The organism is Pseudolabrys sp. Root1462 (assembly GCF_001426945.1).
GTDB lineage: Bacteria > Pseudomonadota > Alphaproteobacteria > Rhizobiales > Xanthobacteraceae > Pseudolabrys.
Genome location: NZ_LMFS01000001.1, coordinates 776,163 through 792,651 on the forward strand (window position 1 = coordinate 776,163; position 16,489 = coordinate 792,651).

Annotated in this window: 16 protein-coding genes and 1 other RNA gene; 9 read left to right on the top strand and 8 right to left on the bottom strand. The window is 63.7% G+C overall.

Annotated features, from left to right (window positions below):
- Positions 1 to 3,660, top strand: a complete 3,660-nt coding sequence (locus ASD45_RS03690) for an AsmA family protein (RefSeq protein WP_082540624.1) — start codon at positions 1 to 3, stop codon at positions 3,658 to 3,660.
- Here ASD45_RS03690 and ASD45_RS03695 read toward each other — a convergent pair.
- Both ASD45_RS03695 and ASD45_RS22920 read right to left on the bottom strand, forming a co-directional pair.
- A complete protein-coding gene (locus tag ASD45_RS03695) occupies positions 3,640 to 3,933 on the bottom strand; it encodes a ribbon-helix-helix domain-containing protein (protein ID WP_056910247.1) in 294 nt (97 codons plus the stop codon). The two genes, ASD45_RS03690 and ASD45_RS03695, sit on opposite strands and share 21 nt — an antisense overlap.
- Complete coding sequence (locus tag ASD45_RS22920) at positions 3,930 to 4,118, bottom strand: DUF4169 family protein (protein ID WP_082540625.1); 189 nt, start codon at positions 4,116 to 4,118, stop codon at positions 3,930 to 3,932. Before ASD45_RS22920 ends, ASD45_RS03695 begins: the two co-directional genes overlap by 4 nt.
- Here ASD45_RS22920 and ASD45_RS23665 point away from each other — a divergent pair.
- Entirely contained in the window at positions 4,029 to 4,301 is a 273-nt protein-coding gene (locus ASD45_RS23665; protein ID WP_162249369.1) for a hypothetical protein, read from the top strand. The two genes, ASD45_RS22920 and ASD45_RS23665, sit on opposite strands and share 90 nt — an antisense overlap.
- Before the next feature lie 303 nt (positions 4,302 to 4,604).
- Here the strand turns inward: ASD45_RS23665 and fumC are convergent, their stop codons facing one another.
- The 3 genes from fumC to ssrA form a co-directional block, all read right to left on the bottom strand.
- On the bottom strand, positions 4,605 to 6,023 hold the full coding sequence (gene fumC, locus ASD45_RS03700) for a class II fumarate hydratase (RefSeq protein WP_056910248.1): 1,419 nt from the start codon (positions 6,021 to 6,023) through the stop codon (positions 4,605 to 4,607).
- Positions 6,024 to 6,088: 65 nt separating this feature from the next.
- Positions 6,089 to 6,727, bottom strand: coding sequence for a ClpXP protease specificity-enhancing factor SspB (locus ASD45_RS03705; RefSeq protein ID WP_056910249.1), 639 nt, complete (start codon positions 6,725 to 6,727; stop codon positions 6,089 to 6,091).
- 120 nt (positions 6,728 to 6,847) lie between these two features.
- Positions 6,848 to 7,266, bottom strand: a transfer-messenger RNA (tmRNA) gene (ssrA, locus tag ASD45_RS22925).
- Positions 7,267 to 7,448: 182 nt separating this feature from the next.
- On the opposite strand from ssrA, the gene ASD45_RS03710 reads away from it, so the two are divergent.
- Complete coding sequence (locus tag ASD45_RS03710) at positions 7,449 to 8,777, top strand: TadE/TadG family type IV pilus assembly protein (protein ID WP_056910250.1); 1,329 nt, start codon at positions 7,449 to 7,451, stop codon at positions 8,775 to 8,777.
- A 61-nt stretch (positions 8,778 to 8,838) separates the two neighbouring features.
- Here the strand turns inward: ASD45_RS03710 and ASD45_RS03715 are convergent, their stop codons facing one another.
- Positions 8,839 to 9,537: an isochorismatase family cysteine hydrolase gene (locus ASD45_RS03715; protein ID WP_056910251.1), complete on the bottom strand. Its 699-nt coding sequence runs from the start codon at positions 9,535 to 9,537 to the stop codon at positions 8,839 to 8,841.
- Positions 9,538 to 9,862: 325 nt separating this feature from the next.
- Here ASD45_RS03715 and ASD45_RS03720 point away from each other — a divergent pair, with 325 nt between their 5' ends.
- From ASD45_RS03720 to ASD45_RS03730, 3 genes are read left to right on the top strand one after another with little or no spacing between them, the layout of a single operon-like run.
- Positions 9,863 to 10,894 carry an ABC transporter substrate-binding protein gene (locus ASD45_RS03720; RefSeq protein ID WP_056910252.1) on the top strand — a complete coding sequence of 344 codons (1,032 nt, stop codon included), beginning with the start codon at positions 9,863 to 9,865 and terminating at the stop codon, positions 10,892 to 10,894.
- 23 nt (positions 10,895 to 10,917) lie between these two features.
- Positions 10,918 to 11,715: an ABC transporter ATP-binding protein gene (locus ASD45_RS03725; protein WP_056910253.1), complete on the top strand. Its 798-nt coding sequence runs from the start codon at positions 10,918 to 10,920 to the stop codon at positions 11,713 to 11,715.
- Between the two features lie 15 nt (positions 11,716 to 11,730).
- Entirely contained in the window at positions 11,731 to 12,591 is an 861-nt protein-coding gene (locus tag ASD45_RS03730; protein ID WP_056910254.1) for an ABC transporter permease, read from the top strand.
- 2 nt (positions 12,592 to 12,593) lie between these two features.
- Here the strand turns inward: ASD45_RS03730 and ASD45_RS03735 are convergent, their stop codons facing one another.
- Both ASD45_RS03735 and ASD45_RS03740 read right to left on the bottom strand, forming a co-directional pair.
- The gene (locus ASD45_RS03735; protein ID WP_056910255.1) at positions 12,594 to 13,367 is read right to left on the bottom strand and encodes a gamma-glutamyl-gamma-aminobutyrate hydrolase family protein; all 774 of its coding nucleotides are present in this window, start codon (positions 13,365 to 13,367) and stop codon (positions 12,594 to 12,596) included.
- A gap of 32 nt (positions 13,368 to 13,399) precedes the next feature.
- The gene (locus ASD45_RS03740) at positions 13,400 to 14,581 is read right to left on the bottom strand and encodes a MalY/PatB family protein (protein ID WP_056910256.1); all 1,182 of its coding nucleotides are present in this window, start codon (positions 14,579 to 14,581) and stop codon (positions 13,400 to 13,402) included.
- Between the two features lie 164 nt (positions 14,582 to 14,745).
- On the opposite strand from ASD45_RS03740, the gene ASD45_RS03745 reads away from it, so the two are divergent.
- The 3 genes from ASD45_RS03745 (at position 14,746) to ASD45_RS03755 (ending at position 16,481) form a co-directional block, all read left to right on the top strand.
- Positions 14,746 to 15,330 (top strand): chromate transporter, encoded by a 585-nt coding sequence (locus tag ASD45_RS03745; RefSeq protein ID WP_056910257.1) that lies wholly within the window; start codon positions 14,746 to 14,748, stop codon positions 15,328 to 15,330.
- Positions 15,327 to 15,857: a chromate transporter gene (locus ASD45_RS03750; protein ID WP_056910258.1), complete on the top strand. Its 531-nt coding sequence runs from the start codon at positions 15,327 to 15,329 to the stop codon at positions 15,855 to 15,857. Before ASD45_RS03745 ends, ASD45_RS03750 begins: the two co-directional genes overlap by 4 nt.
- Positions 15,858 to 16,031: 174 nt before the next feature.
- Positions 16,032 to 16,481, top strand: a complete 450-nt coding sequence (locus ASD45_RS03755; protein WP_244485192.1) for a tripartite tricarboxylate transporter TctB family protein — start codon at positions 16,032 to 16,034, stop codon at positions 16,479 to 16,481.
- Positions 16,482 to 16,489 lie beyond the last annotated feature (8 nt).

Sequence of the window (16,489 nt, forward strand, 5' to 3'; positions counted from 1 at the left end):
GTGCAAACGACTTTGCTCACAGTGGCGATTGCCATCATCCTCGCCGTGGTAGCGGCGCTGGTCGGCCCGCTGCTGATCGACTGGAACGGCTATCGCTCGATTTTCGAGACTCAGGCCAGCCATGTGGTCGGCGCGCCGGTGCGCGTCAGCGGCGCCATCGATCTCCGGCTTCTGCCGTCACCGCGGCTGACCCTCAACGATATCCAGATCGGCGCAGCCGATGGCAAACAAGCCGGCACGCCGGCGGCTAAAGGTGCTGACGAGACCATCAGGGCGCGTTCGCTCGGCATTGAGTTCGCGCTGGCGCCGCTGTTGCGCGGCGACTGGCGGGCCACCGAACTGACCGTGGCCGGCCCGCGCGTCAACCTGAGAACCGATGCCGCCGGTCATGTGCGCACGCCGGGGCTTTCATTCGCCTTCAATGCCGACGATCTCGCCATCGACAAGCTCAGCATCGAGGACGGCACTGTGACGGTGGCCGAGGCCGATGGCGCGACTTTGTCGCTCGAGCGCGTCTGGTTCAACGGCGAGGCGCGCTCGCTGCTCGGCCCGTTCAAGGGCGAAGGCGCGGCAACCATCGGCGGCGAACTCTATCCCTATCGGCTGTCGTCCGGGCGCTATGGCGAGGATGGCACGGTGAAGGTCCGCCTCAACGTCGATCCGGTCAATCGCCCGCTCAGCATCGAGACCGAGGGCGTCCTTACGCTCGCCGGCGTGCCGCAATTCGAGGGCACGCTCAAGCTCGCCAAGCCCGTCGGCATCGCGCCGAAGGCCGGCGGCAAGCTGACGCAGCCATGGCGCGTGACGTCGAAGCTCAAAGCCAATGCCCAGTCGGCGCTGCTCGAACAGGTCGAATTTCTCTACGGCCCGGAAGAGCAGGGGCTGAAGCTTACCGGCGTCGCCGACTTCAAATTCGGCAAAGCGCCGCGCTTTGAGGGCGTGCTGTCCGGGCGGCAGATCGACCTCGATCGCGTGCTGGCCGCCGAGAACGGCGCTCGTCCGCCGCCGGCGGCAGCGATCCGCGATTTGATCCAGCTCGGTGGCGGCGCCTTCGCGCCGTCCTTTCCGATCTCACTCGGCATCGGCATCGATCAGGTGACGCTCGGCGGCAACGTGGTGCAGAATCTGCGCGGTGATCTGTCGAGCGACGCCAGCGGCTGGAATCTCGATCGTTTCGAATTTCGCGCGCCCGGCTACACCCAGGTGAAGCTGTCCGGCCATCTGGCGGTGGACGCCGCCGGTGTCGCCTTCACCGGCCCGGCCGAGATCGACGCCAGCGATCCCAAGCTGCTAGCGGCGTGGCTTGAAGGGCGCAGCGACAAGGCGGCGCCCGCCGCGCCGATCGACATCAGCCCGTTGAGCATCCGCGGCGACGTCACGGTGGGCAGCGAGAAGGTCGCGATCGACGGCCTGAAGGCCACCTTCGACCGCAAGGTCGTGTCCGGCCGCTTCGCCTATACGTTTGCCTCACGCACCGCGCCGTCGAAGTTGGATGCCGCGCTCAACGCGCCCGATCTCGATCTCGACGCCACGCTCGGTTTCGGCATGGCACTGGTCTCCGGCTCGACGCTGGAGCGGCCGCGCGACATGACCATCGCCTTCGATATCGGACGCGCCAGCGTCGGCGGCTTCACCGGCCGCAACGCCAGCGCGCGTCTCAAGGTCGATGGCGACGGCCTGCAGATCGACAAGCTCAGCGTTGCCGATCTCGGCGGCGCCGCGTTTTCCGCCAGCGGCCGCATCGATACCCGCGCCGCGACGCCGCGCGGCAGCATCAATGTGGATCTCAATGCGCCGGACATGGCGCCGGTGTTCGCGCTGCTGTCGCGCTTTGCGCCGGCCACCGTCGGCGCGCTCAGTGCCAACGCGGCGGCGATGGCGCCGGCCAAACTGCAGGCGCGGCTCAATATCGACGGCGCGGCGCCGGCGGCGGTCGCCAAGCTCGCCGTGCAAGGCCGGCTTGGTCAGGTGCGTCTCGCGCTCAACGCGCAAGGCAATGCGGCAACCGATGTGCTCAGCCGCGGCGATCTGAAGATCGACGGCACGCTCGATGCCGATGACGGCAAGACGTTGCTGGCGATGCTCGGGCTCGACCGCGCGTTCGTCACCGATCCCGGACCGGCCTCGCTGAAGATCAATCTCAACGGGCCGGCGAGCGGCGACCAGCGTCTCGACGCGAGACTTGCGGCCAAGGGGTTCGAGGCCACGGCCAAAGGCACCGCGCAGCCCTTCGCCGCCGCGCCGACTGCGGCGCTGCGCACCACGATTGCGCGCGCCAATATTTCACCGATGCGCGGCCGCGGCGCTGTGGATGCGGCGGCGCTGCCGCTGACGTTCGACGGTCGGGTTGTTCTGAGCGGCGATCAGATTGCGGCAACGGATATCAATGCGGCGGTCGGTGGGGCGGCGGTGCGCGGCAAATTGGCGATGACGCTCGCGACGCCGCGCCGGCTGTCCGGCGACATCGAAGCCGACAATGCCGATGCCGGCGGTCTGCTGGCCGCCGCGATTGGCATGCCGTCAGTGGCGAAGGGCAACGACAAGTCGTGGGTGTGGTCGACCGAGCCGTTTACCGACGGCGTGTTCGGCAACTATGCCGGCAGTGTGTCGTTCAAGGCGCGGCGGCTCGATCTCACGTCGCAGATCGCGGCTCGTGAATTCCGCGCCAAGCTGGATTTTGCCGATCGCGCGCTCACCATCGGCGAGCTGGCCGGCGACATCGGCAGCGGGCGGCTCAGCGGCTCGATCGCCTGGCAGGACACCGATCTGGGTCTGAAGAGCGAAGCCAAGCTGGCGCTGAACGGCGCCGATGCGGCGGCGCTGTTGCCGGCGGGCCCGCGGCCGCCGGTCACCGGCAAACTCGATCTGTCCGCCGACATCCATGGCTCCGGCCTGAGCCCGATCGCGCTGATCGGCTCGCTGCAGGGCGAGGGCAAGGTGGTGCTGGTGGACGGCCAGCTCGCCGGCCTCGATCCTCGCGTTTTTGACACGTTGACACATGCGGTCGACCAGGGTGTCAGCCTCGACAACGAGCGCGTTGCAAACATTGTCACCAAGGCGCTCGACAGCGGGCGCTTGGCGGTCAAGCGCGCCGAACTCGATTACGCCGTGAGCGCGGGTCAATTGCGGCTCGCCAGGTCGCAGGTCGAGAGCGCCGCCGCCGATCTTGCCGTGACCGGTAATGTCGATCTCACCGACGGCACCGTCGATGCCCGGCTGGTGCTGTCCGGTCATGACCGAGAGTCAGGTTCCCGGCCGGACATCTTCCTCGCGCTCCGCGGCCCCGCCCCCGAGCCCTCGCGCAGTGTCGATGTCTCGGCGGTGACAGGCTGGCTCACCTTGCGGGCGGTCGACAACCAGGCGAAGCGTTTGAAGGCGTTGGAAGCGGCGCAACCGAAGCCAGAGCCGGTGCCGGCTCCCGTGGTGACGCCGCCTCAGCCACCGGCTCCGGCCGGCCGATCGGAAGCGCCCGACACCAGCGGATCGATCCCGGCGCCGCGCACGGCGCCAGTGGTCGCGCCTCCGGCGCCCCGCGCGGCACCAAAAAGAGAAATGGCGCCGGCTTTGCCAGCGCCACTCGATATCAAGCCGGCGCCGCAGCCCGGCCGAGCCGTCGACAGCCGTGGCGGTCCGACGTTGTTACTCAGCCCGCAGAACTGACGTCACCATGCGCGACGAGGGGGCATTGCGGACCGGCTCAGAGCCCGACCCCGCATCGCTTTGCGCGCGATAGAAATCGAGAACGAACAGGCGGATCGCCGACGACAGGTTGCCGTGATGGCGGCCGGTGTCGATCGTCGCCACGAGATCCGACAGCGTCAGATCGCGACGCGCGGCGATTTCCTTCAGGCCCTGCCAGAACGCGTCTTCGAGGCTGACGCTGGTCTTGTGGCCGGCAATGACGATGGAACGCTTTACAACTGGAGAACTCATGAGGGATCTCCCGTGCCAAGTTTGTGCCCGTCGAGGGTCCGGTCTCGCTGCTCGCGCCGTGCGGCATCGAGTTGCCGCAGATGCTGGGGGCGTCCATGAGCAAGGCGCTGCGCTTCTGCGTCCTGTTCGGCATCGCGCCGCTTTGCCCGTTTTCGCTCTCTGCGCAGGTTGACTACCTCAGCCATCTTTTACTCGTCACTCGCGTGGACCGTGAAAAATCTGCACTCCCACCACTCGGCAACGCATTCGAACCCAATCGGGGTGCGCAGTGCCGAGAGCGATTGAGAGCATTAATTGCGAAAGACTGTGGCGGAATTTCAATCTGCGCAGTTGATCATAATAATTCGTCGCCGTCATTTCCGGTATGACTTGCAACGGGTAGGGGAGCACGGACTTTTACACGGTAAATTGAAGTATAGTTCGAATGACTTCATGAAGTTATTTGGGATCATTAAATATATTCTACAGCGGCGGAACCAGCGCCGGACCGGCCCGAATATTAAAACAGCCGCGGCCAGTAAATTAGTATCCGGATACATTTACCGCTGGGCTGATTTTACATTCAGTGCCCTGAATGTTCGGCTCGAATAAACAGCGCGCCGCGAGGTTGCTGTTCCAAACCTTCGCGGAAGTTCCGCGACGGTCAGCGCGATACCGCGGTCATCTTCGCGTTATTCAACGCCTGGGTGTGTCATGCTCTCCGGACGCACGATGCGGTCGAAGTCGTCGCCGGTGACGTAGCCGAGCCGCGTCGCCTCTTCCCGCAAAGTCGTGCCGTTGGCGTGCGCGGCCTTCGCCACCTGGGTGGCCTTGTCGTAACCGATATGCGGCGCCAGCGCCGTCACCAGCATCAGCGATCGGTTCATCAATTCGGTGATGCGCTCGATGTTCGGCGTGATGCCGACGATGCAATTGGCGGTGAATGAATTGGCGGCATCGCCGAGCAGCCCGATCGATTGCAGCATCGCATTGGCCATCACCGGATTATAGACATTGAGTTCGAAGTGGCCCTGGCTGCCGGCGACGGTAATCGTGGTGTGATTGCCGAACACCTGACAGCACACCATGGTCAGCGCTTCAGACTGCGTCGGATTGACCTTACCGGGCATGATCGAAGAGCCGGCTTCGTTGCTCGGCAGGTTGAGTTCGCCGAGGCCGGAGCGCGGGCCGGATCCCAGAAGGCGGATGTCATTGGCGATCTTGAAAAGCGCGGTGGCTGCCGCATTGATGGCGCCGTGCGCGAACACGTAAGCGTCGTGGCCGGCCATGTGCTCGAACTTGTTCTCGGCGCTGACAAAAGGCAGGCCGGTCAGCGTCGCGATGCGCTTGGCGAAACGTTCGGCGAACTCCGGATGGGCATTGAGACCGGTGCCGACCGCAGTGCCGCCTTGCGCCAGCGGCATCAGTTCTTCTTGTGCCATCTTGAGCCGGGCGATCGACGATTTGACCTGGGCCGCGTAGCCCGAGAATTCCTGACCCAGTGTGATCGGCGTCGCGTCCATCGTGTGGGTGCGGCCGATCTTGACGATGCCTGAGAAAGCTTGGGTCTTGGCGTCGAGCGCCGCCTGCATTGCCGCCAGCGCCGGAATGAGGTGATGCGCGATGCGCATGGCGGCGGCGATATGCATCGCCGATGGGAAACTGTCGTTCGACGACTGGCCCATATTGACGTGATCGTTGGGATGCACCGGCTTTTTCGCACCAAGCGCGCCGCCCAGCGCCACGTTGGCGATATTGGCGATCACCTCGTTGACGTTCATGTTGGTCTGCGTGCCGGATCCGGTCTGCCAGACCACCAGCGGAAAGTGCGCGTCCAGTTTGCCGTCGGCGATGTCCTGCGCGGCCGCAACGATGGCATCGGCCTTTTCCGCATCGAGCAGGCCGAGGTCGCGATTGACCTCCGCGGCGGCCCGCTTCACCAGGCCGAGCGCGTGAATGATCTCGGCCGGCATGCGTTCGGTGCCGATCTTGAAGTTGCGCAGCGAGCGTTCGCTTTGCGCCCCCCACAACCGGTCGGCGGCAATGTCGAGCGGGCCAAAGGAGTCGCTTTCGGTGCGGGTCGTCGGGGACTGTCCGGATGATGTCGTCATGAAGCAAACCTATGCCGGCAGACGCCGCGAACAAGTCTGCGCGCGCTGGGAAAATTCGGCCGCGGCTATTTCTTGCGGAACCGGTCGAGACGGACGACCTCGCCGCCGCCCGACGGTTTGTCGGGATCGGGATCGGTCGGCTCGGCCGAACCGGTCGGCGTGATCGAAGGGACGGAAGCTGCCGTGTTGACGGTGGGTAAAGCCGTTGGTTTGGCCGCGGGCTTGGTGGATGGCTTGACCGGCGATTTTGTCTTCGGATCGTCGGACGGCGACGCCTTGCCATCGGTCGGGACCTCGGCTGGCCCGATGCGCGCCGGCTTCGCCGCGCCCTGCGCCGGCGCTTGGCCGTCGCCGATTTCCTCGAACTGCAGGCCGAACTGCACTGACGGATCGAAAAATCCGGTCACGGCGGCAAACGGCACGTAGAGTTTTTCCGGAATGCCGCCGAACGACATGCCGACCTCGAATCCCTGTTCCGTCACGGCCAGGTCCCAGAACTGGTACTGGAGAATGATTGTCATCTCTTCCGGATACTGACCGCGCAGGCGGTCGGACAGGCGGACGCCTTCGGCGCGGGTCTGAAAGGAGATGTAGAAGTGGTGGTCCCCCGGCAGGCCTTTTTTGGCCGCATCGGTGAGCACATTGCGGACGACGCCGCGCAGGGCCTGCTGGGTGAGAAGATCGTAGCGAATATGGTCGGCCATTGAAGTTCCGAGAGAGTACCGCACAGAGTCGGCCCCCACCTTAGCGCAGATGGTCGCCCTGCGGGAGGCGCTCGCCACCCGGCATCAACATATTGCGGCCATTGGATAAATCGGAAAGGAAGTGGAGGCTTCTGTTGCCAGGTGCCTCCGAACCCCGCCTAACGGAGCTTATCCCGTTAGGACTTGTAGGCTTGGTTTTTCAGGACCGCTTAGGCGGCCTGAGCAACCGGAGCATAGTTGTCGTTGGCAACTATGAGATAGGCCCGATAACGGCGGAACCATGCCGAGCGAAAGTATGCCCTTTACGCCCTCGTCGATCCTAGTTCGCCCCCGCCGGTGTCGCCCGCAAAGTCCCCCCTTACGGGAAAGACCGGCCCCGCTACAACGAACGGGTGTGCCTGGTATGGCGAGCGACACGGGTGGAGGCGCCGGGTACTGCCCCCGGGTCCGAAAGGTTTATTTCGACATCCGTTTATCGCCATAGACCGGGTTGCCCCGGCCTCATCAATATAGGCGGAAATCCTTGACGAAGTAAGGGCGGACCGCCGGCGCCGCGCAAGATTATTTCGGTAAAGGGCGTTTACGGCCCGAGGTTGAGACGGATAACCCCGGATAAACCAAGTCATTTCGAATTGGCTGCATACCGCAGCCGGGCAATCGCCCATTAACGGTCAGGGCACAGGGTGCGGTCATCCGATGCAGAAGGCGTCCGGTGAGTCCCATGTTTCGTGCCGTCCTCGATCTTGCCCGTTCTTTCGTCTGCGATCGGCGCGGCAACATCGCCATCACCTTCGCCATTTTGTCGGTGCCGATTGTGGTGTCGGTCGGCGCCGCGGTTGACTACAGCCTGGCCAACCGGACCAAGGCGGTGCTCGACTCCTATGCCGATGCAGCGGCGCTATCGGTCGTCAATATCAACGCGATGTCGATGACGGCCTCGGCCGCGCAGGCTTCGGCGGTCAAATTCTTCAAGGCGCAATCCGCGAACCTGAAGCGCGGCAGCGTGGGAACAGTCACCGCCACCGTGACCGACACGTCGAATGGGCGGGCCGCGGTCGTCAGCTACACCGCCTCGGTGCCGACGACCCTGGCCAATGTCGCCGGCATTCATCAGATCAACATCGCCGGTCAGGCAACCGCCAATTCGGCGCTTCCGACCTACATGGATTTCTACATGTTGCTCGACAACACGCCGTCCATGGGCGTCGGCGCCACGACGAACGACATCACGACGATGGTGGACAACACGTCGGATCAGTGCGCCTTCGCCTGCCATCAGTTGGACGCCTCGCCCAATGACTATTACGGGCTGGCGAAGTCGCTGGGCGTCACCATGCGCATCGACGTGGTGCGTAGCGCCACGCAACAGCTCATGGACACCGCCAACTCCAGTCAGGTCGTCTCCAACCAGTTCCGCGCCGGCGTCTACACCTTCGGCGCCAAGGCCGAGTCCATGGGGCTGACGAAAGTCGCGTCGCTGTCATCGAACCTGTCGCACGTGAAGTCGCAGGCGAGCGCGGTCGACCTGATGACGGTGCCGTATCAGAACTACGCCAGCGATACTGACACCAACTTCGATTCGATCCTCGCCGCCATGAACAATGAGATCGCGACGCCCGGCGACGGCTCGACACCGGGCAAACCGGAGAAAGTTCTGTTCTTCGTCTCCGACGGCGTGCAGGACGCCGCCACATCGAGCTGCCTGAAGACCACCGTGCAGGGTCAGGATCCGCAGACAGGCACCAAATACACGCGCTGTCAGGCGCCGCTGAACACCGCGACCTGCACCACGCTGAAGAATCGCGGCATCAAGATCGCCGTGCTTTACACGACCTATTTGGCGCTGCCGACCAACGGCTGGTACATGAGCTGGATCGACCCGTTCAACAAGGGGCCGTACGGTCCGTCGCCGAACAGCGAGATCGCAAAGAATATGGAGTCCTGCGCCTCGGACGGGCTCTATTTCGAGGTCAGCCCGACCCAAGGCATTTCCGACGCCATGACCGCGCTGTTTCTTAAAGCCTCGCAGCAGGCCCGGCTCAGCAAATAAGCCGGGACCCGCGAAGGCGTAAAGCCGGCGCGCTCTTCGGAGGCGCCGGCTGACGATTGTTTCAGGCGGCGGCCTGCACCTTGCCGCGCTCGAGTGAGGCGATCGCCTCGTCGATGGTCTGCACATCGCCGAAGATTGCATAGAATGCGCGCAACGAGGCGCCATGCTGCTCGTCGGTGTAGGTGGCGAGCGCGTCGGACACCATCGTGACCTTGAAGTTGAGCATCATGGCGTCGCGGGCCGAACTCTCGCAGCAGACCTGCGTGGCGGTGCCGCCGATCAGCAGATTGTCGATTCCGCGCGCGCGTAGATGGTTCTCGATATCGGACGAGCCCTGGATGAAGGCGCTGAAGCGCTTCTTCACGATCTGCGCATCCTCCGGCTTGGCCTCGAGTTCGTCCCAGAGCCGGTGGCCTTCGTGTGCCAGCTCCATTGTCTGGTAGCGGGTGTCACGCCGGGTCGGCGTCATGAGGTGGTCGTGGAAAACCGACCAAGAAGTGCGCGTGTCGTTGGTGGTGTTCTTGATCCACACGACGTGGCCGCCCTTTGCGCGCAGCGCCGCGGCCAGCTTGTTCACGTTGGGCACGATCTTCCGGGCGGCCGGCACTTCGCCCTGGAAGCCCGGCTTCATGAAGTAGTTCTGCATGTCGATGACGACGAACGCGGTCTTTGCCGGATCCATCACGTCGAAGGGGTGCGCGCGTCCGGTTCTTTTCGTGACGCCTTCGATCAAATCGGACGGCAGCGAGAATTCGTGCATGGTCAGCTCCTGTCATTGCGATTGCCGCGGCAGAACGGTGCTCTAACTCAAGCACGTTCCATGCCATTGATGCAAAATGATGCAGCGACGCGTCTGACCATGCGCACGCGCACGGTTCCGCTTTCGCTCAACGCAGACGTCGTAGAACGTCAGAGCATAGCGGCGAGCCGCTTGCCGAATGCTTGTGCATCGCCGCGCGCGTGCTGCTTATGAAGTGCGCCATGTGCCGATAATCGTAGCGTTGCTTGTCTCGCCGAAGGCTATGCGCCGAAGCGATGACGAATGGCCCGGTTGTTGCATTTCACAACGCAGCAGAAGAAGGACCATGACGATGATCGGATTGCCTCAAATGTTCCGCTCGCTGGCGACTGCCGGTGCAATTACAATCGCGGCAATCGGTTCGCCGTCCAGTGCAACCGCCGCCGATCTCGTCAAACTCAAGATGGCGGAGGTCGTGCGCTCGCAGTTCTACATTCCGATGTATGTCGCGCTCGGCAAGGGCTTCGTGAAGGAGCAGGGACTCGACGTCGAACTCGTCACCACCAACGGCGGCGACCGTGCCGGAGCGCTGGTGCTCTCGGGCCAGGCGGATTTCGGCCTCGCCGGCCCTGAGGTGCCGATCTACATCTACAACGGCGAGTCGGCCGACAAGCCGTACATCTTCTGCGCGCTGACGGCCACCGACGGTCTCTTTCTGGTGTCGCGCGAGAAGATCGAGAACTTCAAATGGTCGATGATCGACGGCAAGAAGATCATGGGCTGGCGCCCGGGCTCGACGCCGGAGCTCTATCTCGAATACGTGCTGAAGAAAAACGGCGTCAACCCCGACACGATCAAGAGTATTGTCACCAATATCGGTCCGGCGGCGCGCGATGGCGCCTGGATTGCCGGCGCCGGCGATTTCGCCATCTTCAACGAGCCGAATTTCACCAAGCTGGAGCAGGCCGGCAAGGCGCACCTGGTTGCCTCGATCGGCAAGGAAGTCGGCCGCGCCGACTACACCTTGTTCTTCGCCAAGAAGAGCTGGCTGGAGAAGAACCCGGGACTGGCGCAGAAGTGGACCAACGCCATTGCCAAGGCACAGGCCTGGGTCAAGACCGCGAGCGCGGATGATATCGCCGAGGTCATCGCGCCGTATTTTCCGTCGCTCAGCAAGGACGACAACATTGCCGTCGTCAATCGTTACCGGACGGTCGGCGTCCCGATCTGGGCGACGAGCACGATGCCGGACAAGGATGGTCTCGCCAAGGCGCAGGACATCATGGTCGAGGGCGGCGTGCTCACCGCGGACAAGAAGGTGCCGTTCGACAAGCTCGTGATTCCGACTTTCGCCGAAAAGGCGCTGGCCAGCCAGTAGCGATAGGCGAGGGAGACACGAGGATGTTACGCAATACGCCAATTCCCGCAGTCGAAATTCGCGACGTGACACTGAACTACTTCACGCCCGAACGCGAAACGCTGGCTTTGTCCAACATTACCCTGGATGTGGCCAAGGGAGAGTTCATCGCCCTTGTCGGCTCGTCGGGCTGCGGCAAGAGCACGTTGCTGACGCTGGTATCCGGCCTGATGCCGCCGTCGCGCGGCAGCATCAAGGTCGATGGCCTCGATGTGACGGCGCCGTCGCCCAGTGTCGGGTTCATGTTTCAGAAGGACACGCTGCTCGACTGGCGCAGCATCGTCGACAACGTCATGCTGGGCGCGGAGCTTCTGGGACTCGACCGACGTCGTGCACGTTTGCGCGCCGAAACCCTGCTGACCCGATACGGCCTCGGCGAGTTCATGCACAGCCTGCCTCATCAATTGTCAGGCGGCATGCGGCAGCGCGCGGCGCTGGCGCGAACCCTGTGCTGCGAACCGGATCTACTGCTGCTGGATGAGCCGTTCTCGGCGCTGGATTACCAGACGCGGCTGGCGCTGTCGGACGAGATCGCCGCCATTCTCCAGGCGGAAGGCAAGACCGTCATTCTGGTGACGCACGATATCGGCGAAGCGATCAGCATGGCGGACCGCGTCATCGTCATGAGCCGGCGGCCCGGCCGCATCAAGAGCGAGCATCAAATCTCGTTTCCGTCCTTCGGCGACAAGCGGCCGACGCCGTTCGAGGCGCGCAAGTGCCCGGAGTTCGCGCAATACTTCCAGACCATCTGGGACGAACTCGACCTGCACGAAGTCCACTGACCCTGTGAGGATACGATGAGCAGCGAAGCGTTGGTCGACAGCAAGATCGCCGGTCAGGGCCAGACCGCACCGAGCAGCCGCAGCGCCGCCTACGAAGCCTATCTGCGCGCGCTACGCTGGCGGGCCTGGTCGATCAATCTCTGGCAGATCGGTCTCGTGGCAGTTTTCCTGGTTGCCTGGGAGGTGGCGCCGCGCGCGGGCTGGATCAACCCGATGCTGACCAGCTATCCATCGGCGGTCGCCCGCACCTTCATGGCATCGGCGAGCGATGGGACTCTCCTGATGCACACCTGGGTGACCCTGTCGGAAACCATCATCGGTTTCGCGGGTGGCATGTTCCTCGGGCTGTTATGCGCGATCGCGCTGTGGTGGTCGGATTATCTCTACCGCGTGCTCGACCCGTTCATCGTCGTGCTCAACGCAATTCCGAAGATCGCGTTGGTTCCGATCTTCTACATCTGGCTCGGCGATGCCGCGTCGATCTATGCAATGGCTATTGCGGTCAGCGTGTTCGTCACCGTGCTGATGCTGTTCACGGGCTTCAAGGCCATCGACCCGGATAAGGTGAAGCTGGCGCGGCTGTTCGGCGCATCCAAGCGGCAGATTCTCGACAAGATCGTGCTGCCGGGTAGCGTGCCGACCATTATTTCGGCGTTGAAGGTCAATGTCGGTCTGGCGCTGGTCGGTGTCATCGTCGGCGAATTTCAGGCCGCGAAAGCCGGTCTTGGCTATTTGATCACCTACGGAAGCCAGATCTTCCAGATGAACCTCGTCATGACCGCGATCGTCGTCCTGGCGATGATCTCGACGGTGCTGTTCGCTGCTATCCAGGCAATCGAGGCGACGGTACTTCGCCGCCACGGTGTGTCGCGCTGAACTCAAGCTTTACCGGCGTGGCGCTCTTTGATCGCCGCGCCGAAGGCTTCGAACAGCGCGCGATTGATAGGGTTGGTCTGGGGATCGTACTCGGCGTGCCATTGCACACCGAGCGCAAAGCCCGGGGCTTCGGCGACGCGGATCGCCTCGATGGTGCCGTCGTCGGCCAGCCCTTCGACGATGATGCGTCCGCCAGGCTCGAGAATGCCTTGGCCATGCAGCGAGTTCACCCGGATGCAGTCGCTACCGAATATGCCGGCGAATACGCCGCCGGCTGTGAGATGGACGTTGTGCCGGTCTCCGAATACGACCGCCTGGTCGGGATGGATCTCGCCGTTCGGCAGCCGCGGCATGCGGTGATTGATACGGCCGGGCAGCTCACGGATTTCCGGGTGCAAGGTTGAGCCGAAGGCGACGCCCATTTCTTGGAAGCCGCGGCAAATGCCAAGCAGTGGCACGCTGCGCTCGACGCAGGTCTTGATGAGATCGAGGGCCAGCGCGTCGCGCGGCTCGTCATAGGGTTCGTAGCTCGTGTGGGCTTCCACGCCGAACCGCGTGGGATGCACGTTGGCGCGGGCGCCGGTCAGCACGATGCCGTCAACGACGTCGAGCAGGGCATCGACATCCGTGATTTCCGGCGAGCCGGCAAAGATCAGGGGTAGGGCGCCGACCACGTCATGCACGGCGCGCAGGTTGCGCTCGCCGACACGCTGTGCCGGAAACCGGTTTTCGGCCAGATGCATACTGCCGATAATGCCGACGACGGGCCGCTTCATGGATTTCGACTCGAATGATGACTTTATAGCACCTACCGCCTCAGATCGGCGAAAGCCTCGTCGAGCCGCGACAGCGCCTCAACAAGAATTGGTCGCGGCGTCGCAAGGTTGAAACGCAGCCAGGTGTCGCCGCCGGGCCCGAATTGCGGACCGGGGCTGGCGAAGATGCGGGCGCGCTCGGCAACGCGGGCGGCGACGTCGTCGGGCTTCAGACCGGTGCCGGAAAAATCGACCCAGGCGAGATAGGTGGAATCCAGCCGCATCGACCGCGCCCCCGGCGCCGCCTTCTCGATCGACGCGTTGAACAGGTCGCGGTTGCCTTCGAGATAGACCAGCAGGGCGTTGAGCCAGTCTTCGCCGGTCCGCCAGGCGGCCTCGGTGGCGATCATGCCGAACGACGGCAGCGAGGTGAGGTTGGCGGCCGCGACGCGAGCCTCGATCTTCTTGCGCAACACCGGGTTCGAGGTCACCAGCGCGCCCATATGCGCACCGGCGAGGTTGAAAGTCTTGGTGGCGGCGAAGCAGGAGATGAGACGGTCGGCGATCTCCGGCGCCGCGGTCAGCGTCGGCGTATGCTTGGCGTGGCTGAAGATCAGATCGCAGTGAATCTCGTCGGAGGCGAGATAGAGATTGCGGTCGGCACAGAACCGGGCGAGCGCCTTGAGCTCATCGGGCGACCAGACCGTGCCGCCGGGATTATGCGGGCTGCACAGGAACACGATTTTGGTACGCGGGGTGATCAGCTTTGCCAGAGCCTCGAGGTCCATCGCGTAACGGCCCTGCTGGTTGACGAGCTGGGCGTCAAGGATGCGGCGGTCATTGGCGAGGATGATCTTGCGGAAAGCATGATAGGCCGGCGGAAACAGGACGATCTCGTCGCCCGGTTCGCTGAGCGCCTGCAATACCATGCCGAGCCCGGCGACGATGCCGGGCACCGGCGTCACCCAGGCGGTGTCAATGGTGAGGCCGTGACGCCGTTTCAGCCATTGGGCGAGCGCCTCGGCCCAGCTCCCGGTGTCGGCATAGTAGCCATGCACACCGCGGTTGACCTCGGCCGTTAGCGCCGCGGTCACGCCGGATGGCGCAGCGAAGTCCATGTCGGCCACCCACATCGGGATGGCGTCCGGGGCGGTGATGCCGGAAAGCTTGGCGATATTGTCCCATTTCGACGAGTGGGTGCCGCGGCGCTCGATGATGCGGTCGAAATCAAACATGCGGCAGTCGCTCCCGAAAGGACAAGAAATGCAGTCTTTGATGAGCGCCGCCGGGCGTCGGGTCAAGGTACCTTTGCATGGCGGAAGCTTCCCGGAGCGCCGGCGGCGGGTTAAGTCGTAGGGGCGGTTTCGCCCGCGATTCCCCGCCTTTCCGGGACGTGCTCATGACCGATCTTGCCGAGCCTGACAGCGCCGTCGTCCGTCCCTCTCTGCTTGAACTGTTCCTGGCCTTCGCTCATGTCGCGCTGTCCGGCTTCGGCGGCGCGCTGCCGTGGGCGCGTCGCATGATCGTCGAGCGCAAGCGGTGGATGACCGCCGAGGAGTTCAACGAGGACTTCGCGTTATCGCAGTTTCTGCCGGGGCCCAACGTCGTCAATTTTTCGGTTGTGTTCGGTGCCCGCATCGCAGGCGCGGCCGGCGCGGCCGTGGCCTTCGTCGGCCTGATGGGGCCGCCGCTGGTGATCGTGACCATCCTCGCCGTGCTCTACCGTCACTATGGCGATCTCGAAGCGCTAAGCCGCATCCTGTCGGGCATCGGCGCCGCGGCAGCCGGCCTGATCGTGGCAATGACCATCAAGATGGCGCTGCCGCTGTTCCATCGGCGCATCGGCTGGCCGGCAGTCATCGCTATCATCGCCTTCATCGGTGTTGCGATCATGCGATGGCCTTTGCCGCTCGTGCTGGTCGTCCTCGCACCTTTCGCTTTCGCGCTCGCCTGGTTCTATCCGGCTGGCACGGTGAAACGATGAACGACGACAGTCCGCTCACCGCGCTCGCAAGTTATTTTGCGTTGCTCTCGCTGGTCGCCATCGGCGGCGCCGTCGCCGCGATCCCGGATATGCATCGCGTCGCCGTCGACACCATGCACTGGATGAACGACCGGCAGTTCACCGACAGCTTCGCGATCGCCCAATTGTCACCTGGGCCAAACGTCATGATCGTGGCGTTGATCGGCTATCACGTTGCCGGTCTTGCTGGCGCATCGGTGGCGACGGCGGCGATGTGCGGACCGACCTGCATCGTCGCTTATTTCGCGGCGCACACCTGGAATCGTTTCCGGACGGCTCGCTGGCGCATCGCATTGCAAGCCGCGCTCGTTCCGGTGTCGCTTGGCTTGATCGGTGCGAGCGCATTCGTGCTGGCGCGCGCTGCCGACAAGAACCTCGCCGCCGCCGCCATCACGATCACGACCGTTGTGGTCGCCATTTTCACGCGGATCAGTCCGTTGTGGTTGTTCGCGATCGCGGGACTGCTGGGACTGACTGGCTGGTTGTGAACTTGTCAAATTGTCGCACCTTGGCCGCGCCGGCCATGTGTTAGACGGCCTCCAGATACTGCGCTCAAGCAGGCGGAGAGGGCGACGATGGCGGAGGAGACAAAAACCTCCCGCTCGGGCGGGAGTGTTTTTCCATTGAAAATAAAGGGTCCGCGCGATTTTTTCGGTGGACTCGTGTTGATCGCCCTGGCCCTGTTCGCGCTATGGGCCGGCAGCGATTTGTCGGGTGTCAGCGGCTATTCCATGGGCCCCGGCACGGTGCCGCGACTTTTCGTCTCGCTGCTCATCCTGATCGGCGCGGTGGTCACCCTTACCGGGCTGTTTGTCGAGGGGCCGCCGCTGGAAAGCTATGCGCTGCGCGGGCCGCTGTATGTGGTCGGCGCCATCGTTACTTTCGCCTTGCTGATCCGCGGCGCGCGGTTCTCGATCTTCGGCGCCGGCATCCGCATTCCCGAATTCGGCCTGATCATCGCAACCTTCCTGGCCTTCATGATCGCGGTCATGGGCGGCACCAAGGTCCGGTGGGTGGAAAGTCTGATTGCGGCGGCGGCGATGACGGTGTTCTGCGTCGTCCTGTTCCGCTATCTGCTGCAACTGCCGTTCCCGCTCTGGCCTAGTTTTTAAGCAGGGAC